General features: G+C 36.2%; 19 protein-coding genes and 1 riboswitch. All 19 genes read right to left on the minus strand.

The annotated features are described in order from the left end of the window. Positions 1-31 precede the first annotated feature (31 nt). A complete protein-coding gene (gene cinA / locus NLJ82_RS18195) occupies positions 32-1,270 on the minus strand; it encodes a competence/damage-inducible protein CinA (protein ID WP_000990720.1) in 1,239 nt (412 codons plus the stop codon). A 20-nt stretch (positions 1,271-1,290) separates the two neighbouring features. Continuing rightward, a complete protein-coding gene (pgsA, locus tag NLJ82_RS18200; protein WP_001052965.1) occupies positions 1,291-1,869 on the minus strand; it encodes a CDP-diacylglycerol--glycerol-3-phosphate 3-phosphatidyltransferase in 579 nt (192 codons plus the stop codon). A gap of 63 nt (positions 1,870-1,932) precedes the next feature. Beyond that, entirely contained in the window at positions 1,933-2,859 is a 927-nt protein-coding gene (locus tag NLJ82_RS18205; protein ID WP_000137489.1) for a helix-turn-helix domain-containing protein, read from the minus strand. Positions 2,860-2,880: 21 nt separating this feature from the next. Continuing rightward, positions 2,881-3,666, minus strand: coding sequence for a DUF3388 domain-containing protein (locus tag NLJ82_RS18210; protein WP_000574107.1), 786 nt, complete (start codon positions 3,664-3,666; stop codon positions 2,881-2,883). A gap of 139 nt (positions 3,667-3,805) precedes the next feature. Then, positions 3,806-4,054, minus strand: a complete 249-nt coding sequence (locus NLJ82_RS18215; RefSeq protein WP_000114454.1) for a DUF3243 domain-containing protein — start codon at positions 4,052-4,054, stop codon at positions 3,806-3,808. Positions 4,055-4,129: 75 nt separating this feature from the next. Then, positions 4,130-4,843 (minus strand): elongation factor P 5-aminopentanone reductase, encoded by a 714-nt coding sequence (gene ymfI / locus NLJ82_RS18220; RefSeq protein WP_000759622.1) that lies wholly within the window; start codon positions 4,841-4,843, stop codon positions 4,130-4,132. A gap of 103 nt (positions 4,844-4,946) precedes the next feature. Continuing rightward, on the minus strand, positions 4,947-6,233 hold the full coding sequence (gene yfmH / locus NLJ82_RS18225) for an EF-P 5-aminopentanol modification-associated protein YfmH (RefSeq protein WP_000411947.1): 1,287 nt from the start codon (positions 6,231-6,233) through the stop codon (positions 4,947-4,949). Beyond that, the gene (gene yfmF / locus NLJ82_RS18230; protein ID WP_000772430.1) at positions 6,234-7,508 is read right to left on the minus strand and encodes an EF-P 5-aminopentanol modification-associated protein YfmF; all 1,275 of its coding nucleotides are present in this window, start codon (positions 7,506-7,508) and stop codon (positions 6,234-6,236) included. A 199-nt stretch (positions 7,509-7,707) separates the two neighbouring features. Then, a complete protein-coding gene (locus tag NLJ82_RS18235; protein ID WP_000008845.1) occupies positions 7,708-8,667 on the minus strand; it encodes an ABC transporter permease in 960 nt (319 codons plus the stop codon). Then, on the minus strand, positions 8,668-9,726 hold the full coding sequence (locus NLJ82_RS18240; RefSeq protein ID WP_001074499.1) for an ABC transporter permease: 1,059 nt from the start codon (positions 9,724-9,726) through the stop codon (positions 8,668-8,670). It abuts the gene before it with no gap. Then, the gene (locus tag NLJ82_RS18245) at positions 9,719-11,251 is read right to left on the minus strand and encodes an ABC transporter ATP-binding protein (protein WP_000456919.1); all 1,533 of its coding nucleotides are present in this window, start codon (positions 11,249-11,251) and stop codon (positions 9,719-9,721) included. Before NLJ82_RS18245 ends, NLJ82_RS18240 begins: the two co-directional genes overlap by 8 nt. Positions 11,252-11,359: 108 nt before the next feature. After that, on the minus strand, positions 11,360-12,427 hold the full coding sequence (locus NLJ82_RS18250) for a BMP family lipoprotein (protein ID WP_000730594.1): 1,068 nt from the start codon (positions 12,425-12,427) through the stop codon (positions 11,360-11,362). 89 nt (positions 12,428-12,516) lie between these two features. Then, complete coding sequence (locus NLJ82_RS18255) at positions 12,517-13,242, minus strand: GntR family transcriptional regulator (RefSeq protein ID WP_000114176.1); 726 nt, start codon at positions 13,240-13,242, stop codon at positions 12,517-12,519. A gap of 233 nt (positions 13,243-13,475) precedes the next feature. Further along, a riboswitch (purine riboswitch) is annotated at positions 13,476-13,577 on the minus strand. Between the two features lie 203 nt (positions 13,578-13,780). Beyond that, complete coding sequence (locus NLJ82_RS18260) at positions 13,781-16,162, minus strand: DNA translocase FtsK (RefSeq protein ID WP_001118796.1); 2,382 nt, start codon at positions 16,160-16,162, stop codon at positions 13,781-13,783. Positions 16,163-16,373: 211 nt separating this feature from the next. Then, positions 16,374-16,577 carry a YlzJ-like family protein gene (locus NLJ82_RS18265; protein ID WP_000605027.1) on the minus strand — a complete coding sequence of 68 codons (204 nt, stop codon included), beginning with the start codon at positions 16,575-16,577 and terminating at the stop codon, positions 16,374-16,376. Further along, positions 16,574-17,323: a translocation-enhancing protein TepA gene (tepA, locus tag NLJ82_RS18270; protein WP_000139815.1), complete on the minus strand. Its 750-nt coding sequence runs from the start codon at positions 17,321-17,323 to the stop codon at positions 16,574-16,576. Before tepA ends, NLJ82_RS18265 begins: the two co-directional genes overlap by 4 nt. Positions 17,324-17,426: 103 nt before the next feature. Next, positions 17,427-19,097, minus strand: a complete 1,671-nt coding sequence (locus NLJ82_RS18275; protein ID WP_000823085.1) for a ribonuclease J — start codon at positions 19,095-19,097, stop codon at positions 17,427-17,429. Between the two features lie 775 nt (positions 19,098-19,872). Then, positions 19,873-20,751, minus strand: coding sequence for a 4-hydroxy-tetrahydrodipicolinate synthase (gene dapA, locus NLJ82_RS18280; protein WP_000564761.1), 879 nt, complete (start codon positions 20,749-20,751; stop codon positions 19,873-19,875). Positions 20,752-20,762: 11 nt separating this feature from the next. Next, positions 20,763-21,995 carry an aspartate kinase gene (gene dapG / locus NLJ82_RS18285; RefSeq protein WP_000692473.1) on the minus strand — a complete coding sequence of 411 codons (1,233 nt, stop codon included), beginning with the start codon at positions 21,993-21,995 and terminating at the stop codon, positions 20,763-20,765. Positions 21,996-22,011 lie beyond the last annotated feature (16 nt).

Raw genomic sequence — 22,011 nt, forward strand, 5'->3', positions numbered from 1 at the left:
CATTTAACCATTAAAAAAAGCTAAAAGAGACTTATATCTCTTCTAGCTTTTTATACAAATGATAAAATCCATATTTTGCTGAGCGTTCCCTAATTTGTTGACGACTTCCGCTTAAATTTAGAGGAAAGACTACAGTTGGTTCATCTTTAATCGCCAATCCAACAAATACAGTTCCCGGCTCTTTATGTTCTGAAGCATCCGGTCCTGCTACCCCAGTGAAACTAATTCCGATATCCGCTTTTAATAATTCTCTAACATTTTCAGCAAGATAACGAGCACATTCTTTACTAACTGCACCGTCAGTAGACAAGACTTCCTCAGGTACATGTAATACATGTTGCTTCACATCATTATGGTAACAAATGACACCGCCTTTAAATACGGAAGACACACCAGCGTTTTCTGTTACTTGATTACCAAATAGACCACCTGTTAAACTTTCCGCACACGCTAAAGTTAATCCTTTTTTCTTCAATAACTCTATCGCCTTATAATGTAGAAACTCTTGGTCATACCCGTAGAAAAATTCTCCAACTCTTTCTAAAATCAAATCTTCCACATGCTGAATGAGTTTCTCCGCTTCATGAACATTTTGATGTTTAGCCGTTAAACGTAATGTTACTTCTCCATCATTGGCAAGCGGGGCGATTGTCGGATTCGTTTGTCCATCAATTAAATCTTGAACTTTCACCTCTAATTGAGATTCCCCAATTCCAAAGAAGCGAAGCACGCGAGAATAAATGTTTTCTCCTGTTGTAAAGTTACGTAAAAAAGGCTCTACATAACTTACATACATTGGCTTCATTTCTTTCGGTGGTCCTGGTAATAAGATATAAACTTTTCCGTTCTTATTTAACCCCATACCAGGTGCCATACCGTGATCATTTGCAAATACAGTTCCTCCATTCAAAACGAGTGCCTGCTTTTTATTATTTTCAGTGAACTCACGACCTGTACGTTTAAAATAATTACTTATTAATGCTAATGCATTTTCATCATATACAAGCTTTTCCTCTAAGCTAGACGCAATTGTTTCTTTCGTCAAATCATCTTTTGTCGGGCCTAATCCACCTGTAAAAATAAGCATGTCCGCACGTTCTTCTGCAACCTCAATCGCCTGCTGTAATCGTTTGTTATTATCTCCAACTACTGTATGGTAGTACACATTAATGCCGATTGAAGCTAACTTTTCAGATAAAAACTGGGCGTTTGTATTTGCAATTTGTCCAAGTAATAATTCTGTTCCAACCGCAATAATTTCAGCATTCATCCCAATTCCCCCATAAACTTCTATTTTGAGTTTACAAAAGCAGCTCTATTTTTCCAGAAATAATCCCATCCTGAAATAACAGTAAAAATTAACGCAATCCATATAAAGATATCAGCAACTGGAATATGGATTAAATTTAAAGGTACATCGTGTAATAAGTATGCCGCAATCGCGATGATTTGTGTCCATGTCTTAATTTTCCCTAGTTGATTTGCCGCAACTACTTCCCCTGTTCCAGCAAGTACAAGACGTAAACCAGTTACCGCAAACTCACGGCTTATAATGACAATAACGATCCAAGCAGGTACGTATTGCATCTCAACTAACGTAATAAGTGCTGCTGAAACAAGTAATTTATCCGCTAACGGGTCAAGGAACTTCCCTAAATTTGTTACAAGATTATACTTTCTCGCGTAATGTCCATCAATCCAATCTGTAGCCGAAGCAACAATAAAGATAAGCGCTCCTACTAAATGTTGAATTGGTAAATCAACATCACCAATTGTGTATGAACCCCAATCAAAGGGTGCTAACATAATTACCATAAAAATTGGAATTAAGCAGATTCTAGATATTGTAATTTTATTTGGTAAATTCACAGCTATTCCTCCATCATATCAAAAACATTTGTTCATTGAAAAAAGTCATCGAAGCGATGACTGTTATTGTGCAGGTTGCTCTATCCCTAGATTTTTAATCAAGAATTTTTGATGATAATTCTCTTCTGGATTCAACGGGAATGTAACCACTTGGCCATTTAATTTAAATTCAACATTCGGTGCACTTCCTATATTAAGGTTTACCACTTTCGCTGTTGATAAATCATATTTTTGAGTTTGACCTTCCTCTATTGTTCCACTAAAGATATCATTTCCTGCCTCATTTTTAATACCTACATAACTTGCACCTTTTGTTGTAATTTCTAATTCTAACGTTTTATTGTTATGAATTTCCAAAGTAGACTCCTTACCAGTTGTCCCAACTACTTTGATTTCTTGTTGTCCTGTTGGTTGCGCTGGTTGTTCTTCTTTCTTTGGCTCTTCTTTTTTCGATTCTTCTTTTTTTGGTTCCTCTTTTTTCGGCTCTTCCGCTTTCACTTCATCTTTCTTCGTATCTAACGGAGAATTTTCCGCTTTTTTAACTTCAATTTTCTCACTTTGAGCATTCGGAACCTTCTCATCACCTTTTCCAGTTAACGCTTGGAAAATAAACCAAATTACCACTCCAACTGCGATTACTAACAGCGCAACTAAGATTTTCGGCATATGATCTGCAATTGGCCATGATGAAGATTTCTGCATTGTTTCTTGTGTTTTTTGTCCGGTTGACACTTGTGGAACGTCGCGTTTTTCAGATTGTGGTATCGTACTCTGATATTCTACAAGCAGTTCCTCTCCATTTAATCCAACCGCATCTGCGTATTGTTTAATGAATGCACGCGCATAAAAAGCTCCTGGCAATACATCATAACTGCCTTCCTCAATTGCTACTAAATGGCGTTTTTGAATTTTTGTAATCTCATGCAGCTGATCAATAGACAAGCCTTTCGTTCCTCTTGCTTCTTTCAGCTTTTGTCCTAATTCTGTCACTACTAACACCTCAATATTTCTTTAAAAGTCAAACATAGAGAAATTATTTTGCGTACCTTGCTCAATTTCATCTACTAAATTATATTGAATTTCTTCATCATAATCGTTACGCAACTCGATAATATAATCAAAATCATCCAATGTGTATTCTGACTGACTCACAAATACGTCAGGATGTTCCACAACTTTCGTTGCAGGCAATCTCATAATTTCACGAACAAGCTGCCAATGCCTTTCGTTAGCACGCTTTGTTGACACGATTCCATCTAAGATGAAAATATTGTCGTCGCTATACTCATCTTCAATCAATTGACTACGAACAGTTTGCTTAATAAGAGTAGACGATACAAATAACCATCTTTTATTTGCACAAACACTTGCGGCAACAATGGATTCTGTTTTTCCAACACGAGGCATTCCTCGTATACCAATTAGCTTATGGCCTTCTTTTTTCATTATTTCAGCCATAAAGTCTACAAGTAACCCTAATTCATCACGCACAAACCGAAATGTCTTCTTATCATCTGCATCTCGTTGTATGTACCTACCATGTCTAACCGCTAGCTTATCTCTTAGCTTTGGCGGACGATATTTCGTTACCGTTATGTTATCCATCGTATTTAAAATTGATTCTAGTCTAGAGATTTGCTCTTGATTATCACACATAAGGAGTAATCCACGCCTTGCATTATCTACACCATTAATTGTGACAATATTAATGCCGAGCATACCGATTAACGAAGAAACGTCACCAAGCAAGCCAGGTCGGTTTTTATGTATTTCATATTCAAAATACCATTCAATCATCCAAGATCACTCCCCTTGCTTACTTTACACCTACGTACTATATTATATGATTTCACCTTAATAGGGAAGCTAAATGTATAATCTATCCCTTTCAATTATTATACAAAAAAAATAGAGAGGAGAATCCCCTCTCTATTTTTTACTTATGTTGTACAAACTTTACCATTAAGTTTGCGATTGTATGTTGCTCTTGTTCGTCAGCAACTTTCCAAAGTTCAGCTAATAATTTCTCTTGATCGTTGCGTGCTTCTACTTCATTTGCTAAATAATCACCAACACGAAATGCCATATCTGATACAGCACCACCATCAAGACCTTTTCCTTGCGCTTGTTCTAAACGTTCTCCTAAAAAGCTCTTCCATTGATCAAAATTATCTAAAACTGACATGTGTAAGCACCTCACTACTTAGTAATAGAATCATGCTTAATTTGTACAGTTTTTCATTTTTTATGTAAGAAATTTTTAGCAATGCCACCCGCCATTTACTCCAATAATTTGTCCAGTTATATAAGATGCACCTGGTGATACGAGAAATGACACAGTTTTTGCTACTTCTTCCGGTAATCCTAATCGTCCTAACGGAATCTCTTCCGCAATTTCATTCTTATCCTCTTCTGAAAATACGTTTAACATTTCCGTTTCAATTGCACCTGGCGCCACCGCGTTCACTCTTATTCCACTTAATGAAACCTCTTTTGCTAAAGCTTTCACATATGAATTTTGCGCACCTTTTACCATCGAGTAAAGAACTTCACATGACGCGCCAATTTGTCCCCATATAGACGAAACAAGTACAATATTACCGCTTCTCCGTTGAATCATAGATGGCAATGCCATCGATAATAATTTATAGATACTCTTCACTTGAAGTTCTACCATATCATTCAATTCATCGTTCGTTACATCTGTTACGAGTCCAAAAATACTCTTCCCAGCTGCATATACGATAACATCAAGAGGATGTTCAATTTGTTTCCACAATTGCTCTGCTCCATCAGTAGAAGCTAAATTTGCTTGAACAGGAATTACTTCACCCCATTCTTTCTGCAACTCATTCACTTTCTCTTCACTGTTATTATAATGAACATATACTGTATATCCATCTTGAATTAATTGTTTCGAAATAGCAGAGCCAATCCCTCCGCTCCCTCCAGTTACTAATGCATACTTTTTCATACAATTCCTCTCTTATCTCAACAAAATCTTTTCCCTACAAATAAATAATACCCTCATCTTACAATTTATCAATGATAAGATGAGGGTATTATTATGAAACCTTTTATTTTTTTGGTAACACTTGACAAACGCTCATTTTTTCTTCTGATAATAATAATTTTGCTACTTCTTGTAAATCTTGAACAGTTAAACTTTCTAATACAGTCAATGCATCAAACAGACTCGATTCATTAAACGCATATCTTGTAAATTGATTTGCAATATATTCCGGTGAATTCAAGGAACGTAAAAAGCCACCTATTTTCTTTTTCTTTACTCGTTCTAATGCCGCCTCATCTAATTGATCATAATTTGTATTTAATAAAATACCTTTCAAACGCTCTTCCAGCTCATCAGGTTGCTTCGTATCGCCGCCAACCATTGCAAAACCGAAGTTATTCTCTTCCGTATAATCATACGAGAACGAATCATCAATGAGCCCTTCATTATATAAAGATTCGTAATGAACGGAGCTTTTCCCAAATAAATAATCTAAAAGTAACGTAAGCGCAATTTCTTGTTTTAAAAGGGCTTCCCCTTTTTCTTTTAAGTTTGTCGCTTTAATACCAACTAAACATTTCGGAGTTTGTACAGGCATTGAAATAATTTTCTTCTTTTCATTTACCTCATCTGGTTCTTCTTCGAATGAACGTACTATTTCTGGTTGGTTTTTATAATCTTTTTTCGCTTGATTTTCACGTATCAAATCCATCGTTTTCTCTGGATCAATTGCACCTACAACAAACATTAACATATTGCTTGGATGATAAAACGTTTCATAACATTCATATAGTAGATCTTTCGTAATTTTACTAATAGACTCGATTGTACCCGCAATATCAATTTTAATCGGGTGCTTTACAAACAAGCTATCAATTAACCCAAAATATAAGCGCCAATCTGGATTATCTTGATACATTTGAATTTCTTGCCCAATAATACCTTTCTCTTTTTCAACTGTTTTTTCAGAAAAGTAAGGCTCTTGTACGAAATTTAACAATGTATTTAAATTTTGTTCTACATTTGATGTACATGAAAAAAGGTAAGCTGTTCTTGTGAATGATGTAAAAGCATTTGCCGATGCCCCTTGTTTACTAAACAATTGGAAGGCATCGTGATCTTCTTTTTCAAATAGTTTATGCTCAAGAAAATGAGCAATCCCATCCGGCACACGAATCATTTCTTCTTTACCTAGTGGTACGAATGTATTATCCACAGAACCATATTTTGTCGTAAACGTTGCAAATGTTTTATTAAATCCTTGCTTCGGTAAAATATATACATCTAATCCATTAGGAAGTTTTTCATAATAGAGTGTCTCTTTTAATTGCTCATAAACAATTTTCTCCATTTATTCTCCCTCCGTTCCGTGTAAAAAGTAAATTGTATCTAATTCAATATTTTTAGCAACTTTCACAATCTCTTCTTTCGTCACACTTTCAATACCTGTAAGCCATTCTTCAACCGGACGCGTACGATCTGAAATAATACCATGATACAGCATTTCCACAAATCCACGCGGTGTATCAATTGCTTCTAATATTTGATTTCGAATAACACTTTTCGTTTGATGCATCTCTTCTTCAGAAAAATCACCATTTTGCATTGCAAGCATTTGCTCTTTAATAATCTCAACCGCTTTTTCATAATTTTTCGCTTCGATTCCTGACATGACAAATAATAAACCTTTATGACTTTCAAAGCGAGATGCTGCATAGTACGCTAAACTATTTTTTTCACGAACATTAACGAATAACTTCGAATGAGAAAATCCTCCAAACAATCCATTAAACAATTGCAGCGCAAAATAATCTTCGTCTTTATACGTAATAAATGTACGATATCCGATGTGTAATTTACTTTGTTTTAATTCTTGTTTTTCCACAACTTCTTTTTCTTCATTATTTCTCTTATGAAGAAGTACATTTCTTTCCCTCACAGGACGTGCTGAAATAGAAAAATACTTACTTACAAGATCAACTGCGTTTTCTGAAATATCACCAATAATGTATAGGTCCATTTCATCTTCCGCTAACACTTTTTGATAATATTGATACAAACTTTCATTTGTAATAGAAGAAACACTCTCTTTTTTCCCATTTGCGCTTAAACGATACGGTTCTACTTTGCACATTTCTTCAATTAAACGCTCGTTTGCATAACGCATTTTATCATCATACGTCGCTTCAATTCGTTGTAAGAGCGCTCTCTTTTCACTTTCTACAATAGAAGGCAGAAAACCATTCCCCTCTTTCGCTGGATGTAAAACGATATCCGATAACATAGAAAGCGCTTTTTCAAATAACGGTGGTGCATCATGTAAATATACTTCATTTGCAATGTCTACATAAATAGAGATGATATGATCTTCTCCTTTTTTACTTACATCTACCGCCAAAGAAGATCCGTATAATTCTTCTAAATATTGACGAAGACGAATTACAGAAGGAAGCTTTTCTGTCGCACTTTGCAATACGTATGGCAATAGGGCACGCTCTGTCACCGTCTCCTCATTTAAAGGTGCTTTCAAACGAAATACAAATGTATTTGTTTTATATTTATCAGTTGGAATAATATGTACTCGTAAACCACCTAACTCATGTAACTGTTGTTCCATCAGTTTCATTTATAGCCCTCCTTTACGTATATAGGAATATTCCTCTTCAATATACAGTTTTTAGAAATGAAAAATCAACTTTTCTTCCTCACTATACTTACATTAGGCCCTTTCTAAAAACTGTAATATGTAAGGAACATAGTAAAATTCCGTATTAAATATAGTCTATGTAAAAAAGCCCGCACTAATGTGCGAGCTTTTTTTATACTTATCGTTTTCCTTTTTCATAAGGAGTTCCTAATGCTTTCGGAGCTTCAGAACGACCTACAAAACCAACAAGCGCTAATATTGTGAATACATACGGTAATATCGTTAAGAATACACTTGGAATTTCTTTTAGTACTGGAATTGTACCGCCTGTTATTCCTAATGATTGAGCAAATCCGAAGAACAGAGCCGCTCCAAGAGCACCGAGTGGATTCCATTTACCGAAAATCATTGCTGCTAACGCCAAGAAACCTTGTCCAGTAATTGTAGCACCTGAGAAGTTACCAGAAATCGACATAGCGAAGACCGCTCCACCAACTCCTGCAAACATTCCAGATATAGCAACTGCAATATAACGCATTTTATATACGTTAATCCCCATCGTATCCGCTGCCATTGGATGCTCACCAACCGCACGAAGACGAAGACCGAACGGCGTTTTATAAATGATATACCAAACGACAAACGCTAAAATAATAGCAATATATGATGTTAACGGTACATTAGAGAAAAAGATTTTTCCGATTACCGGAATATCCGAAAGACCCGGAACATCGATTTTTTCAATGCGGTATTGAATGAAATCAGTTTGTCCTTTGCCAAAGATTTTCTTAATCGCAAATACTGTTAAACCAAGTGCTAAGAAGTTAATTGCTACTCCGCTCACTACTTGATCTGCACGGAATGTAATGGATGCTACTGCGTGAAGAAGTGCAAACAATCCACTACCAATTGCTGCTAATAATAATGCAATCCAAGGAGTCATCGATCCCCACGTATCACCCATTAATAACGTTGTAACAATACCAATAAATGCACCAAATAACATTAAACCTTCTAACGCTATATTTACAACTCCAGAACGTTCACTGAACACTCCACCTAACGCCGTAAAAATAAGTGGCGCTGCCGTATATAACGTACCCGTCACAAGAATGGCTAAAATATCTAAAAAGCTCATTTATTTCCCCTCCTTGCTCATGCGTGTAAGTGCCCAGCGTAAAACATAACTGCACGCTACAAAGAAAATAATACATGCAATAATAACGTTAATTAACTCCGAAGGTACATCTGCTTCGAAATTCATTTGTGGTGCTGCACTTTTCAAACCACCAAACAGTAAAGCTGCTAATAGTATACCAAATGGATTATTTCCGCCTAAAAGTGCTACCGCAATCCCATCAAATCCAATACCAGTAAACGAAGACATTGCTGTCATACTTTGGAATGTCCCTAATCCTTCCATAGCTCCACCAATTCCTGCAAAAGCACCAGCAATTGTCATTGATAATACAACATTACGCGATACTTTCATTCCTGCGTATTGAGAGGCATTTTGGTTAAAACCAACCGATTTTAATTCATACCCTAACGTTGTTCTATCTAATAAGAACCACATTACAATCGCAATGATAATAGCCACAACAATTCCCCAGTGTAAACGAGATCCATCTGTCAATGAAGATAACCAATCAGAAGCTAACGAAGCACTTGCTTGTACGTCATAAGATTTTTCATTACCTTCGTGGATAAAACGTTTAATAAGATCATACGTAACATAAAGTGCAATGTAGTTCATCATAATTGTAACAATTACTTCATTTACTTTAAGTTTCCCTTTTAAATATCCAGGTATAAAGCCCCATAAACCGCCGACAATTGCCGCCACTAAAATAGATAACGGAATATGCAAAATTGCTGGTAACGACACTGCATATCCAAACCAAACAGCAGCGAGCCATCCAACTAATAACTGTCCTTCCACCCCAATATTGAAAAGACCTGTACGAAATGCAAATGCTACTGAAAGACCAGCTAATACAAGCGGAATCATCGTACGCAACGTCTCACCGATAGCTTGTGGATTGCCAACCATCCCTTCCCAAAGCGCGGCATATCCAACAATTGGATCATATCCACTAACTAACATTACAATGGCACCAACAAGTAAACCGAAAACTACGGATAACACAGGTACTAAAATATTAATTGTTCGTTCTGTTAAAAATTTTTTAGCCATTTGTGTTCACCTTCTCTTTCCCTGTCCCGCCGGCCATTAATAATCCAAGCTGTTGTTCATTTGTTTCTTTCGCATCCACAATTGCTACAATTTTCCCTTCATATATAACAGCCACTCGATCGCTTACATTTAAAATTTCATCCAGTTCTAAAGATAAAAGCAATACTGCCTTACCATTATCTCTCTGCTCAATTAATTTTTTATGAATAAATTCAATCGCACCTACATCTAAACCACGTGTCGGCTGTGCTGCAATTAGTAAATCTGGATTACGATCTACCTCACGTGCAATAATTGCCTTTTGTTGGTTTCCACCAGATAGAGCGCGAGCTAACGTTTGTTCACTAGGTGTACGTACATCAAACTGTTCAATAAGTGCTTTCGCTTTTTCTGTAATTTTACTAAAATTTAAAATCCCTTTCTTTGAAAATGGATTTTTATAGTATGTTTGTAAAACAATATTGTCCCGAACAGAAAAATCGAGAACAAGCCCGTGTTTATGACGGTCTTCAGGAATATGACCAATCCCCTCTTCTGTTATTCTTCGAACAGGCCAATTCGTTATTTCTTTTCCTTTAATTGCAATAGAACCTGACTCAACTTTTCGTAAACCAGTAATCGCCTCTATTAATTCACTTTGACCATTTCCATCAATCCCTGCAATCCCAACGATTTCTCCTGCACGAACAGTTAAGTCAAGGCCTTTTACAGCAGGTAACTTGCGCGTATCATGAACAATTAGGTTTGCAATAGATAGTACTTCTTCCATTGGTTTAGCTTCTATTTTTTCTGTTTTAAAATTCACTTGACGTCCGACCATTAACTCTGCAAGTTTATGCTCATCCGTTTCCGCTACATCAACAGTACCAATCCCCTTACCTTTACGAATAATTGTACAACGATCGCAAACTTCCATAATTTCTTTCAACTTATGTGTAATAAGGATAATAGATTTCCCCTCTTGCACAAGCTTTTTCATAATTTGAATCAACTCATGAATTTCTTGAGGAGTTAACACCGCGGTTGGCTCATCAAATATTAAAATCTCAGCACCACGATAAAGAGTCTTTAATATTTCAACCCTTTGCTGCATCCCAACAGAAATATCTTCAATTTTCGCATGTGGATCAACAGCCAAACCATACTGTTCAGATAATTGCTTAATTTCTTTTGCCGCTTCTTCAACAGCAATTTTCCCGTTTTTCTTCGGCTCATTTCCAAGAATAATATTCTCTGTAACTGTAAAATTATGAACAAGCATAAAATGCTGATGGACCATCCCAATACCAAGGTCATTTGCTATATTCGGATTTGTAATTTTTACAGGTTTTCCTTTAATTTTAATTTCACCTTGTTCTGGTTGGTACAAACCAAATAGTACATTCATCAATGTGGATTTCCCTGCACCATTTTCTCCAAGTAAAGCATGTATTTCTCCCTGTTTTACTTGCAGCGTAATATCGTCATTCGCTACAATGCCTGGGAATACTTTTGTAATATTGTTCATCTCAATTACGTATTCCATTTTGTTCCTCCTTTTAGCAGGGAACACTCCCTAATTACACTCTATTAAAAGTATTTTTATATATGCAAAGGTTAGTTCTACGAACTAACCTTTGCTATTTCTCTATTATTATTTCTTTAGAGAAGCTTCATATGTTTTATATTCTTCATCAGTTGCAGGGACTTTAATTTCACCGTCAGTGATTTTCTTCTCAAGCTCTTCTACTTTTGTTAAGATTTCTGGATTTACTTTTTTCACATTGTCAGTAGTTTTCGCAATACCAACACCGTCATCTTTTAATCCGAATTCTTCTACTTTACCGCCTTTTAATTTACCGTCTTTCGCTTCTTGTGCTACTTTTGCTACTGCAATATCAACACGTTTTACCATTGATGTTAAAGTTACGTTTTCAGGCATACCTTCTTGATTTTGGTCACGGTCAACACCGATTACCCAAACGTTTTCACCTTTTTTCTTACGGTTTTTCGCTTCTGTGAATACACCGTTACCAGTTGCACCTGAAGCATGATAAATTACGTCAACTCCACCACCGTACATTGCTGAAGCTAATACAGAGCCTTTTTCTGGTTTATCAAATGCATCAGCATATTGTGATACGATTTCGATATTTGGATTTACTGCTTTTGCACCAGCTTTAAAGCCTGATTCAAATTTTGTAATTAATGGGCTTTTTACACCACCAACAAACCCAACTTTATTTGATTTTGTCGTCATCGCTGCTACAGCACCAACTAGGAATGAACCTTCATGGTCTTTAAATGTAATACTTGTTACGTTTGGCTTCTCTACAACTGTATCTACAATCGCAAATTGCTCTTTTGGATATTGTTCAGCTACCTTTGCAATTGATTTTTCCATTAAGTAACCAATACCAAATGTTGTGTTATAATGATCTTTCGCAAACTTCGTTAAGTTCGGGATATAATCAGCATCTTTACTTGATTGAAGATAACGATATCCTTCATTTTTCTTTAAATTATTGTCTTTACCGAATTTCGTTAAACCTTCCCAAGCTGATTGGTTAAATGATTTGTCATCAACGCCCCCAACATCCGTAACCATACCAACTTTAAACTCTTTTTTGTCGCTACTCGCTTTATCCGAGTTACCACATGCACCTAACACCGCACTTGCTGCTAATGTTAATGATAATAAAAGACCTGTTTTTTTCTTCATACTAGAAACCCCTCCTGAAATGATTTGTCTATTTTTTATACGCTGCTGTCCCTAACTTCTTGCTGTCACCTCCCTAAAAAGGAACCTACCTACATACGTTTTCTTAATACGTGGAAGCTAAACTTATCAGCTCTAAAGTAATTGATAGAATATAAGATTGGCTCATCATTTTGATCATAGTGCATTTGTTTTAATACTAGCAATGCCGTTTCCGGTTCACATTCCAAAATCGGTGAGATTTTCGGATGATAGCCAATTGGCTCAATATGAGCAACTGCGTATGTGATACGTTTGTGCGTATTGTTATGTATCACTGTAAGCAATGATTCTTCGTTGTATCCCGATAAATCTGGCAAGATTTCTTTTGCAAGTTTATCGATACAATATACAACAGGTTCCCCATCTGCTGTACGCACACGCTCAATCATCACTGCATTAAAACCATCTTCACTATTAAACTTCTCTTTTTCTTCTTCTGTTAAACTTGTTGTAGATGATGATAAAAAGATAGTTCCTGGTGTTTTCCCCACACTAGAAATCATATCTGTAATACTAGAAAGTTGTTCAATCCCAGAAGAAAATAACGGTTTTGCATTTACAAATGTTCCTACACCATGTCTACGAATGACAACATTTTCCTCTTCTAAAATACGCAGCGCTTCCCTTAAAGTCGCTCTACTTACGCCAAGTTCTTTCGCTAAATCAAACTCTGATGGCAACTTTTGTCTTTCTTTGTAAGCCCCATCTTTAATCTTTTCTTTGATGTGATCAATCACCCGTAAATATAGGTGACGACTATCGGATTTTACTGACATAAGACTCCCCCGCATTTCAATTATTCGACCTCTGATGTAAGACTTCTTTTCTCTTTTTTCAACTTACAACATAATAAAAATTGCTAAATACTAAAAATAAGCATAATTGTCGAATAAATATTAATAATTTTTTAAAATAAAATTTTCACTCTTTACTGCATAAAAAAAACTTTGCACCATAAACATTCCTCATAGCGAGAAAAAGTTCGGCACAAAGATCTCTTACATCCTTTGTTACACACTTTTCCCCTCATAGTCTAGCAATTCATGGTTGCCAGGTAGAAACTTATGGACCTTATCTCCAAGATTATATGAGGCAGTGATTCTTTTCGAAGTAATCTTACCACTTGCTCCCATACGTGTCAACAAAATTTAACATTTTTCTACATTAAATATCGAACGTTCACAAAAAACCATACAAAAGTATTCGTATTCTAAAGAACCACCTTAAATGTAAGCCCTTTCTTTAACACTGAATATAGTATATAACAAAACCAGCATATAAAAAAGCCTAATTGTAAAAACAATTAGGCTTTTTTCATGAACTTTTTTCTTGTACATCATTAATGAGCACTTCACGTGGTTTACTACCTTCATACGGACCTACTACACCATTCATTTCCATTGCATCAATTAATCGGGCAGCACGGGTATAACCAACTCTAAACCTACGTTGCAACATAGAAACAGAGGCTGTTTGCATTTCCACTACGAGCTGAACTGCTTCATCATATAATTCATCTTCTACTTCCTGCTTCGTATCAGGAACATCTTGCGGGATCATATCTTCTTGATATTGCGCTTTTTGCTGACCAATAACATATTCTACAACTCTCTCAACTTCATCATCTGATAAAAACGCACCTTGTACACGTACAGGTTTCGATGCACCAATTGGTATAAATAGCATATCCCCACGACCTAGCAGTTTCTCTGCACCACCGCCGTCAAGAATTGTACGAGAATCTGTTTGAGATGATACAGCGAATGCAATACGTGACGGAATATTCGCTTTAATAACTCCCGTAATGACATCAACTGATGGACGTTGCGTTGCAATAATTAAATGAATACCGGCAGCACGAGCCATTTGCGCTAGACGCATAATCGCATCCTCTACATCCGACGAAGCAACCATCATTAAATCTGCTAACTCGTCCACAATTACGACAATATAAGGTAATTCCGGTTGTTTCGCTTCTGATTGATTATTATGCTCTTTTATATAATCATTATATCCTTCAATATTTCGCGTGCCACTATGAGCAAATAACTCATAACGACGCTCCATTTCACTTACAACTTTTTTCAATGCTTGCGATGCCTTTTTCGGATCCGTTACAACTGGTGTTAACAAATGAGGCACACCGTTATATACATTTAACTCTACCATTTTCGGATCAATCATCATTAATTTTACTTCATGTGGTTTTGCACGCATTAAAATACTAACAATAATACCGTTAATACATACACTTTTCCCGCTACCTGTCGCACCTGCCACTAGCAAATGGGGCATTTTATTTAAGCGGGCTAATACAGCTTCACCTGTAATATCTCGTCCAAGGCCTATTAACAACTTCTCTTCCGGATGATTGTTAGCTTTAGAATCAAGAACTTCTCTAAGCGTTACCATGGAGACTTCTGAGTTCGGAACTTCAATTCCTACAGCTGATTTCCCGGGAATAGGCGCTTCAATACGAATGTCTTTCGCCGCTAACGCAAGTGCTAAATCATCACTTAAACCGACGATTTTGCTTACCTTTACTCCCATATCAGGATACACTTCATATTTTGTAACTGCAGGACCTCTATGTACTTTTGTTACTTTCGCTTTCACTCCAAAACTTTGGAAAGTACGTTCTAATTTACGAGCATTCTCATAAATTTCCGCATTTTCATTTGTAACTTGCTTATTCTTTGGAAATTTCAATATATCAAGCGCAGGAAGCTTGTAATCTTTATTTTCTACATTTGAAAATTGCATAGGAGGTGCTTGTGTTTCCCCCTCTAGCGATTCAACGATTTTTTCTCCACGCTTTTTCTTCGGCTCTTCAACTGGTGGAGCCTCTTCAATAAACGGTGAAGTGATTAACTCTTCTTCCTCTACTTCAATTCGTTTATCCTCTTCTTCATTTACAGGATAATTCTCAGTGAAATTCGAAATAATCGGAGGATCAATTGAGATTTCTTCCATCGGCTCAATAATTTCTTCATGTTCTGCAGCACGTTTGCTCCTTGTGCTTCTTGTTGTTTTTTTCTTTTCTGTTTGTTCAGCCGTTCTTTTGGCTCTCCAATCTTTATAGTCCCCTTGCATCACTTGAAATTGACTTCTAAGAATTCTACCAACTGGAGCTAACACTTCTCCAATATGCTTATTTGTTATACAAAGTATACCGAGAATAACTAAAATAATACCAATAATATAAGCTCCTACTTCGTCAAATAAGAAGTAACAAGTGGCGAACATAAGTGCACCAAACATGCCACCACCTAAATGAACGCTATCCGGCCCTTTTTTCATTTCAAGAAAGAAATTATCTTTCGTACTTACAATAACAGAAGTATTTTGCACTGTTCCATCTTTCGTAAGAAGGTTAAATAATGTAATATGACTAAACATTAATATCGCCAATACTATTAAATAAAAACCGATTAACCGTTTATTTAAAAGGTTCGGCCATCCACGTTTTATAACGAATGAAACGGATAAAGCTATTACACCTAACACACCAATTATGTACCACTCACCAAAGAAGAAGCGAAAAAATAACACAAACGATTTTCCTACAACACCTAGCTGTAAAATCGTAATGATTGAAAGTGCAAAAAGAGTTAAACCGACGATTTCATAATACAAAGTTGGCTTTATCGTACGTCTTGCCTTTGCCTTCGTCCCTCTTTGCTTTTGTTTTGCCATTTCTTCACCTCGTGATCTACATATAAGTAAAAATTCCTAAAAAACTCTGCTTATATGTTTATTTTCTCTATTTTTTCAGGTCTTTATATCTTCTATTTTTACACTTCTTGTAAAATGTTAAATAAACAGAAGAAAGCAGCCCTCTCATGGCTGCTCAACCGTCTTGTTTTTTATATTATACCATAGCTTCTAAACAAAATCCTTCTTTTTGCTAAAAGGTTATTTTCTGTCCCGGCTCAAACTCTAAGTAGTGAAGCGGATCCGTACTTAACACGCGTACAATAGAATAATACCCATGTTCTTCTTCTGAAACCATTAATTCAACACCATTTATATTTACGACTTTTTGACTTTCACATTGCGAATAATCGGCTGGATACACGAGTTGCTCTGGCATAATTGTATATAAAATCATTGTAACATTGTCCCTTCTGCATGATCATCCGCACGATTATCTATTAATTCGTTTAATTTTCGAATCGCATTTCCGATACCACCGACATCATCTATAAGACCATACTTCACTGCATCTCCACCAATTACATTCGTACCAATATCTCGCGTCAAATTTCCTTTCGCAAACATAAGCTCTTTAAAACGATCTTCCGTTACTTTCGAATGCTTCGTCACAAATCGAATGACTCGTTCTTGCATTTTATCTAAATACTCAAATGTTTGCGGCACCCCTATAACAAGACCTGTTAGACGAATCGGATGAATTGTCATCGTCGCAGTTTCCGCAATAAATGAATAGTCAGTAGAAACGGCAATCGGCACACCGATAGAATGCCCTCCACCTAAAACTAAAGATACTGTCGGTTTTGAAAGTGAAGCGACCATCTCAGAAATTGCTAGCCCAGCTTCAACGTCACCTCCAACTGTATTTAACACTAAAAGCAAGCCTTCAATTTTCGGATTTTGTTCAATCGCAACAATTTGTGGAATAATATGCTCATATTTTGTTGTTTTATTTTGCGGTGGCAACTGAACATGACCTTCCACCTGTCCAACAATTGTTAAACAATGAATACGTGATTCATTCATTTGCGGTACATTCGTTTGTCCAAGCTGTTGAATTTTTTCCACTATTGAAGCTTCTTTGCCAGTTTCTTTCGGCTCAGCCTCTTTCTCTTCATTTGTATAACGATCACGTTCTGTCATATCGCATCCCCTTTCACTCGTATATAATTAGTATTTCTTAAGTTATAAATTTCATTCGATAGAGTGAAAAAAGAAAAAAGATCACCCGTAAAGGTGATCTTTTTTATACTTCCATAATAATCGGTAAAATCATAGGTTTTCTCTTCGTCTCTTCGTACAAGAACTGTCCTAATAATTCACGAATATTTTGTTTTAACATAGACCATTCAATTGAATATTCTTTAATTGATTGCTCAACAATCATACGTACAATCTCTGTAGAACGGTCAATTAACGCTTCTGATTCACGTACATATACAAATCCACGTGAAATGATTTCTGGACCAGAGATAATTTTCTTTTCGTCTTTACCCAGTGTTACAACAACTACTAATATTCCATCTTGAGATAACATTTTTCTATCTCGAAGAACGATATTACCAACATCACCTACACCTAATCCATCAATTAACACATTGCCAGCTTGCACTTTGCCAACTAAGTTCGCTTCATCATCACCAAAACCAATTACATCGCCTTTTTCTACAATAAAGATATTTTCTCTTGCAATACCTACATCTTCAGCTAAGTATGCATGTGCTTTTTGCATACGGAACTCACCATGTACGGGTACAAAATATTTCGGTTTCATTAAATTTAACATTAATTTTAATTCTTCTTGGCTACCGTGACCTGAAACGTGAACTTTTCTTTCACCGTAATAAACAACTTCAGCTCCCGCTCTAAATAACAAGTCAATAATTTTTGATACAGATATTTCATTACCTGGAATTGGAGATGCCGCGATAATAACCGTATCACCTTTACGAATTGAAATTTGTTTATGAGCTTGCTTTGCCATTCTAGAAAGGGCTGCCATCGGTTCACCTTGGCTACCTGTCGTTAAAATAGCTACCTTTTTCTCTGGGAAATTGTCTACTTCTTGTAGTGAAATAACCATACCTTCTGGAACATCTAAATAACCAAGACGTCTTGCGATATCTACCACTTTCACCATACTACGTCCTACAACCGCTACTTTTCGTCCTGTTTCAGCAGCTGCATCAAATACTTGTTGAATACGATGTACATTCGATGCAAATGAAGCAACGATAATACGTCCTTCTGCGCCGTAGAACACTTTAGAAATTTCTACACCAACTTCTTTTTCAGAACCTGTATAGCCTGGACGCTCAGCATTTGTACTATCAGATAATAAGCATAGAACGCCTTCATTTCCGATTTGAGCCATTTTCCCAAGGTCTGCTCCACTATTTCCAATTGGAGTTTGATCGAATTTAAAGTCTCCCGTATATACGATCGCACCTTTTGATGTATGGAAACAAACACCAACAGAATCTGGAATACTATGTGTCGTTCCAAAGAATGACACCGTTGTAGTATTGAACTCTACTGTTGAATTTGAATCGATTGTTTTTAAATCTACACGGCCTAACATACCCGCTTCGCCAAGTTTTTCTTGTATAAGTCCTACCGTTAATTTCGTTGCATACACTGGAATTGATAATTTACGAAGTACGTAAACAATGCCACCAATATGATCTTCATGACCGTGAGTAATAAATAAACCTTTTACTCGCTCTTGGTTTTCTACTAAATATGTAATATCAGGAATAACGATATCAATTCCAAACATTTCATCTCCCGGGAACATTAACCCTGCATCTACAATAAAGATTTCAGAATCAATTTCAACACAGTACATGTTTTTCCCGATTTCACCTACTCCACCAAGAGCAAATACTTTAACAGACTCATTCTCTTTTCTCTTCATGTTGTTGCCTGGTTTAAAAATCTTTCAAACACTGATTTCACTAAAATTGCAGAGACACCAGGGGAAACTCTACAACCACCATATATTCACCGTCCAAGACGAATGTCCTTACCGTTATGCGATATCATGTCCTTGTTTATTTTTTAAACCAGGTTTCACCTCTCTTTCATTATATAAATCAAATATCTTATTCGATATGATATGAAAATGTAATCAAATTATAATTTTTACCAATTTTGCTAAGCATACCCGTACTAAGCTACTTAGCCATATTATACCTGATACAAGAAATAGAACACAAGTTAAATCGTGCGAAAGAAAAAGGAAAAGAACGCATTCCCAACAAACTTATCGAACTGATGTCCTTTATATTTACTCCGATTTCGTACCCCATATCGTTTTGAAGAAATAGCTATAAATACTCTAAATTTATTTCATAATATAGATTTTAAAGACTTATTTTTCTAAAATTGAACAAAAACACTTACAAAATGGAGTTTTTTTATGAATTACATCCTATTTGAAGGATTTTCTCTAAAAACAAAACCGGTAGTTTATTATGTTCATACAAATGTTTATTCTATAATGACTATGATTTTTTAATTCCTTTAAAGGGGTACGATTATTTTCTTATACATGTTGCAATACATAACAAAAAAGTGATTAGTTAGGTGCATAATATAGATCTTATAAGAATGTATCTAGATGAGAATAGAGAAGAAAAGATTTCATACCAATAAAAAAATGACCTAGTTCTACACTAGGTCATTTTTTATTAACGAGGGATAGATTGCATAACAGATTGTAACGTTACTCTTTCTTCTTCTGTTAATGGAAGAAGTGGTAAACGTACAGAACCTACATCTAATCCAACCATTTGTAACGCTGTTTTTACTGGTGTTGGACTTGGCGCCATAAATAATGAATCCGTTACTCTTACAAGTAATTGATGTAATTTTTGCGCCTTCTTAAATTCACCTGCTTGGAACGCTGCAATCATTTCTTGCATTTCATTTCCGATAACATGAGATGCTACAGAAACGATACCTTTCGCTCCAACTGCCATAGCTGGTAGCGTTAAACCGTCATCACCGCTGTATACTGCAAAGTCGTCCGCTGTTTTTTCAATGATTTCTGTCATTGTTAACACATCGCCGCCTGCATCTTTAATCGCAACAATGTTTTCTATTTCTGATAAACGAACAACTGTATCAACGGAGATTTGTACAATAGATCGTCCTGGAACGTTATATAGCATAACCGGAAGCGGCGTGCTTTCAGCAATTGCTTTAAAGTGCTGATACATTCCTTCTTGACTCGGTTTGTTATAATACGGTGCTACTAGCATTACTGCATCAACACCAACCTCTGTTGCCTTTTTTGTTAAGTCAATAGAAGCATGCGTATTATTACTACCTGTTCCAGCGATTACGGGCACCCTTTTATCGACAACAGATACGACATGGCGATATAACGCTACTTTTTCTTCTGAAGTTAATGTAGGAGATTCTCCTGTCGTTCCTCCTACCACGATTGCTGTTGTACCGTTATCAATTAAATAATTTACCAATTTCGTTGTCTTTGCAAAATCGATATTGCCGTTTATATCAAACGGTGTTACCATCGCGGTTGCAATTGTCCCAAAATCTATCATGGTCTCACTCCTTATTGTTCCAGTTGCTTTTCTTTTGAAAGCTCAAACGCACTATGTAATGCATTTACAGCCTCCACTAAATCAGTTTCTTTTACAAGAACCCAAATAGTTGTATGACTATCTGCTGATTGCAGAATTTGAATACCTTTTTCAGCTAAAGCTGTAACGATTTTCGCAGTAACCCCTGGGTATCCTGCCATTCCAGCTCCTACAATAGATACTTTCGCACAATGCTCTGTCACAATTGGCTCATATCCAAGGTTTTGTAATAGTTCAACTGCACGATTTGATACATTATCACTCACCGTATAAGCTACCCCAGTAGGTGAAATGTTAATTAAATCGACACTGATTCCTTCATTCGCCATTTCTTTAAACACATGCTGCTGCAAATCATATGCTGTTTCTTTTGCAAGTACTTTAATTTGCGTCACATTTGATACATGTGCAATACCTGTAACAGGACGTTCTTCTACATCACGGCCTTTTGTAGCGCCGTCAGATGCTGAAATAAGCGTACCTTCACTATCAGAGTACGTAGAACGTACACGAAGCGGTACTTTTGCATGCATCGCAATTTCAACTGCACGTGGATGAACGACTTTTGCACCTTGGTATGCCATGTTACAAATTTCGTTATACGTTACAGTTTGAAGATGACGTGCATCTTTTACAATGCGAGGATCCGCAGTCATCACACCTTCTACATCTGTGAAGATATCGATATATTCAGCATGAAGCGCAACACCTAAAGCTGAAGCTGAAGTATCACTACCTCCGCGTCCAAGTGTTGTCGTATCACCTTTTTTCGTTTGTCCTTGGAATCCTGTCACAACGATTACATCTACATTTTCTAGCTCTTCGTGTATACGATCACAATTCATTTCAATAATCTTAGCATTTGTAAAATCATCATTTGTTACAAAACCAGCTTGTGCACCATTTAATGCCGCCGCTTTTATACCGTTCTCATTTAACATGTTAGAGAAAACGATTGCTGAGATTAATTCTCCACATGATAATAATAAATCTTGCTCACGATTAGAAATGTGAGATTCCTCTTGATTTACAAGACTTAACAACGTATCAGTTGCATATGGTTCACCTTTACGACCCATAGCAGATACGACAGTCACTACTTTATAACCCGCATCTAGCGATTTTTTTATATGATGAAGCGCATGCTTACGTCCATTTTCATCACGTACAGATGTGCCACCAAATTTTTGAACAATAATTTTCATATTTTGCACCTTCTCT

It is taken from the genome of Bacillus paranthracis (assembly GCF_024296885.1).
GTDB lineage: Bacteria > Bacillota > Bacilli > Bacillales > Bacillaceae_G > Bacillus_A > Bacillus_A paranthracis.

Excerpts from the sequence above, each read along its gene's own strand:
- cinA (WP_000990720.1), bottom strand. The coding sequence starts at position 1,270 with ATGAATGCTGAAATTATTGCGGTTGGAACAGAATTATTACTTGGACAA.
- NLJ82_RS18210 (WP_000574107.1), bottom strand. The coding sequence starts at position 3,666 with ATGATTGAATGGTATTTTGAATATGAAATACATAAAAACCGACCTGGC.
- NLJ82_RS18215 (WP_000114454.1), bottom strand. The coding sequence starts at position 4,054 with ATGTCAGTTTTAGATAATTTTGATCAATGGAAGAGCTTTTTAGGAGAA.
- ymfI (WP_000759622.1), bottom strand. The coding sequence starts at position 4,843 with ATGAAAAAGTATGCATTAGTAACTGGAGGGAGCGGAGGGATTGGCTCT.
- yfmH (WP_000411947.1), bottom strand. The coding sequence starts at position 6,233 with ATGGAGAAAATTGTTTATGAGCAATTAAAAGAGACACTCTATTATGAA.
- yfmF (WP_000772430.1), bottom strand. The coding sequence starts at position 7,508 with ATGAAACTGATGGAACAACAGTTACATGAGTTAGGTGGTTTACGAGTA.
- NLJ82_RS18235 (WP_000008845.1), bottom strand. The coding sequence starts at position 8,667 with ATGAGCTTTTTAGATATTTTAGCCATTCTTGTGACGGGTACGTTATAT.
- NLJ82_RS18240 (WP_001074499.1), bottom strand. The coding sequence starts at position 9,726 with ATGGCTAAAAAATTTTTAACAGAACGAACAATTAATATTTTAGTACCT.
- NLJ82_RS18245 (WP_000456919.1), bottom strand. The coding sequence starts at position 11,251 with ATGGAATACGTAATTGAGATGAACAATATTACAAAAGTATTCCCAGGC.
- NLJ82_RS18250 (WP_000730594.1), bottom strand. The coding sequence starts at position 12,427 with ATGAAGAAAAAAACAGGTCTTTTATTATCATTAACATTAGCAGCAAGT.
- NLJ82_RS18255 (WP_000114176.1), bottom strand. The coding sequence starts at position 13,242 with ATGTCAGTAAAATCCGATAGTCGTCACCTATATTTACGGGTGATTGAT.
- NLJ82_RS18260 (WP_001118796.1), bottom strand. The coding sequence starts at position 16,162 with ATGGCAAAACAAAAGCAAAGAGGGACGAAGGCAAAGGCAAGACGTACG.
- NLJ82_RS18265 (WP_000605027.1), bottom strand. The coding sequence starts at position 16,577 with ATGATTTTATATACAATTATGCCAGAGCAACTCGTGTATCCAGCCGAT.
- tepA (WP_000139815.1), bottom strand. The coding sequence starts at position 17,323 with ATGACAGAACGTGATCGTTATACAAATGAAGAGAAAGAGGCTGAGCCG.
- NLJ82_RS18275 (WP_000823085.1), bottom strand. The coding sequence starts at position 19,097 with ATGAAGAGAAAAGAGAATGAGTCTGTTAAAGTATTTGCTCTTGGTGGA.
- dapA (WP_000564761.1), bottom strand. The coding sequence starts at position 20,751 with ATGATAGATTTTGGGACAATTGCAACCGCGATGGTAACACCGTTTGAT.
- dapG (WP_000692473.1), bottom strand. The coding sequence starts at position 21,995 with ATGAAAATTATTGTTCAAAAATTTGGTGGCACATCTGTACGTGATGAA.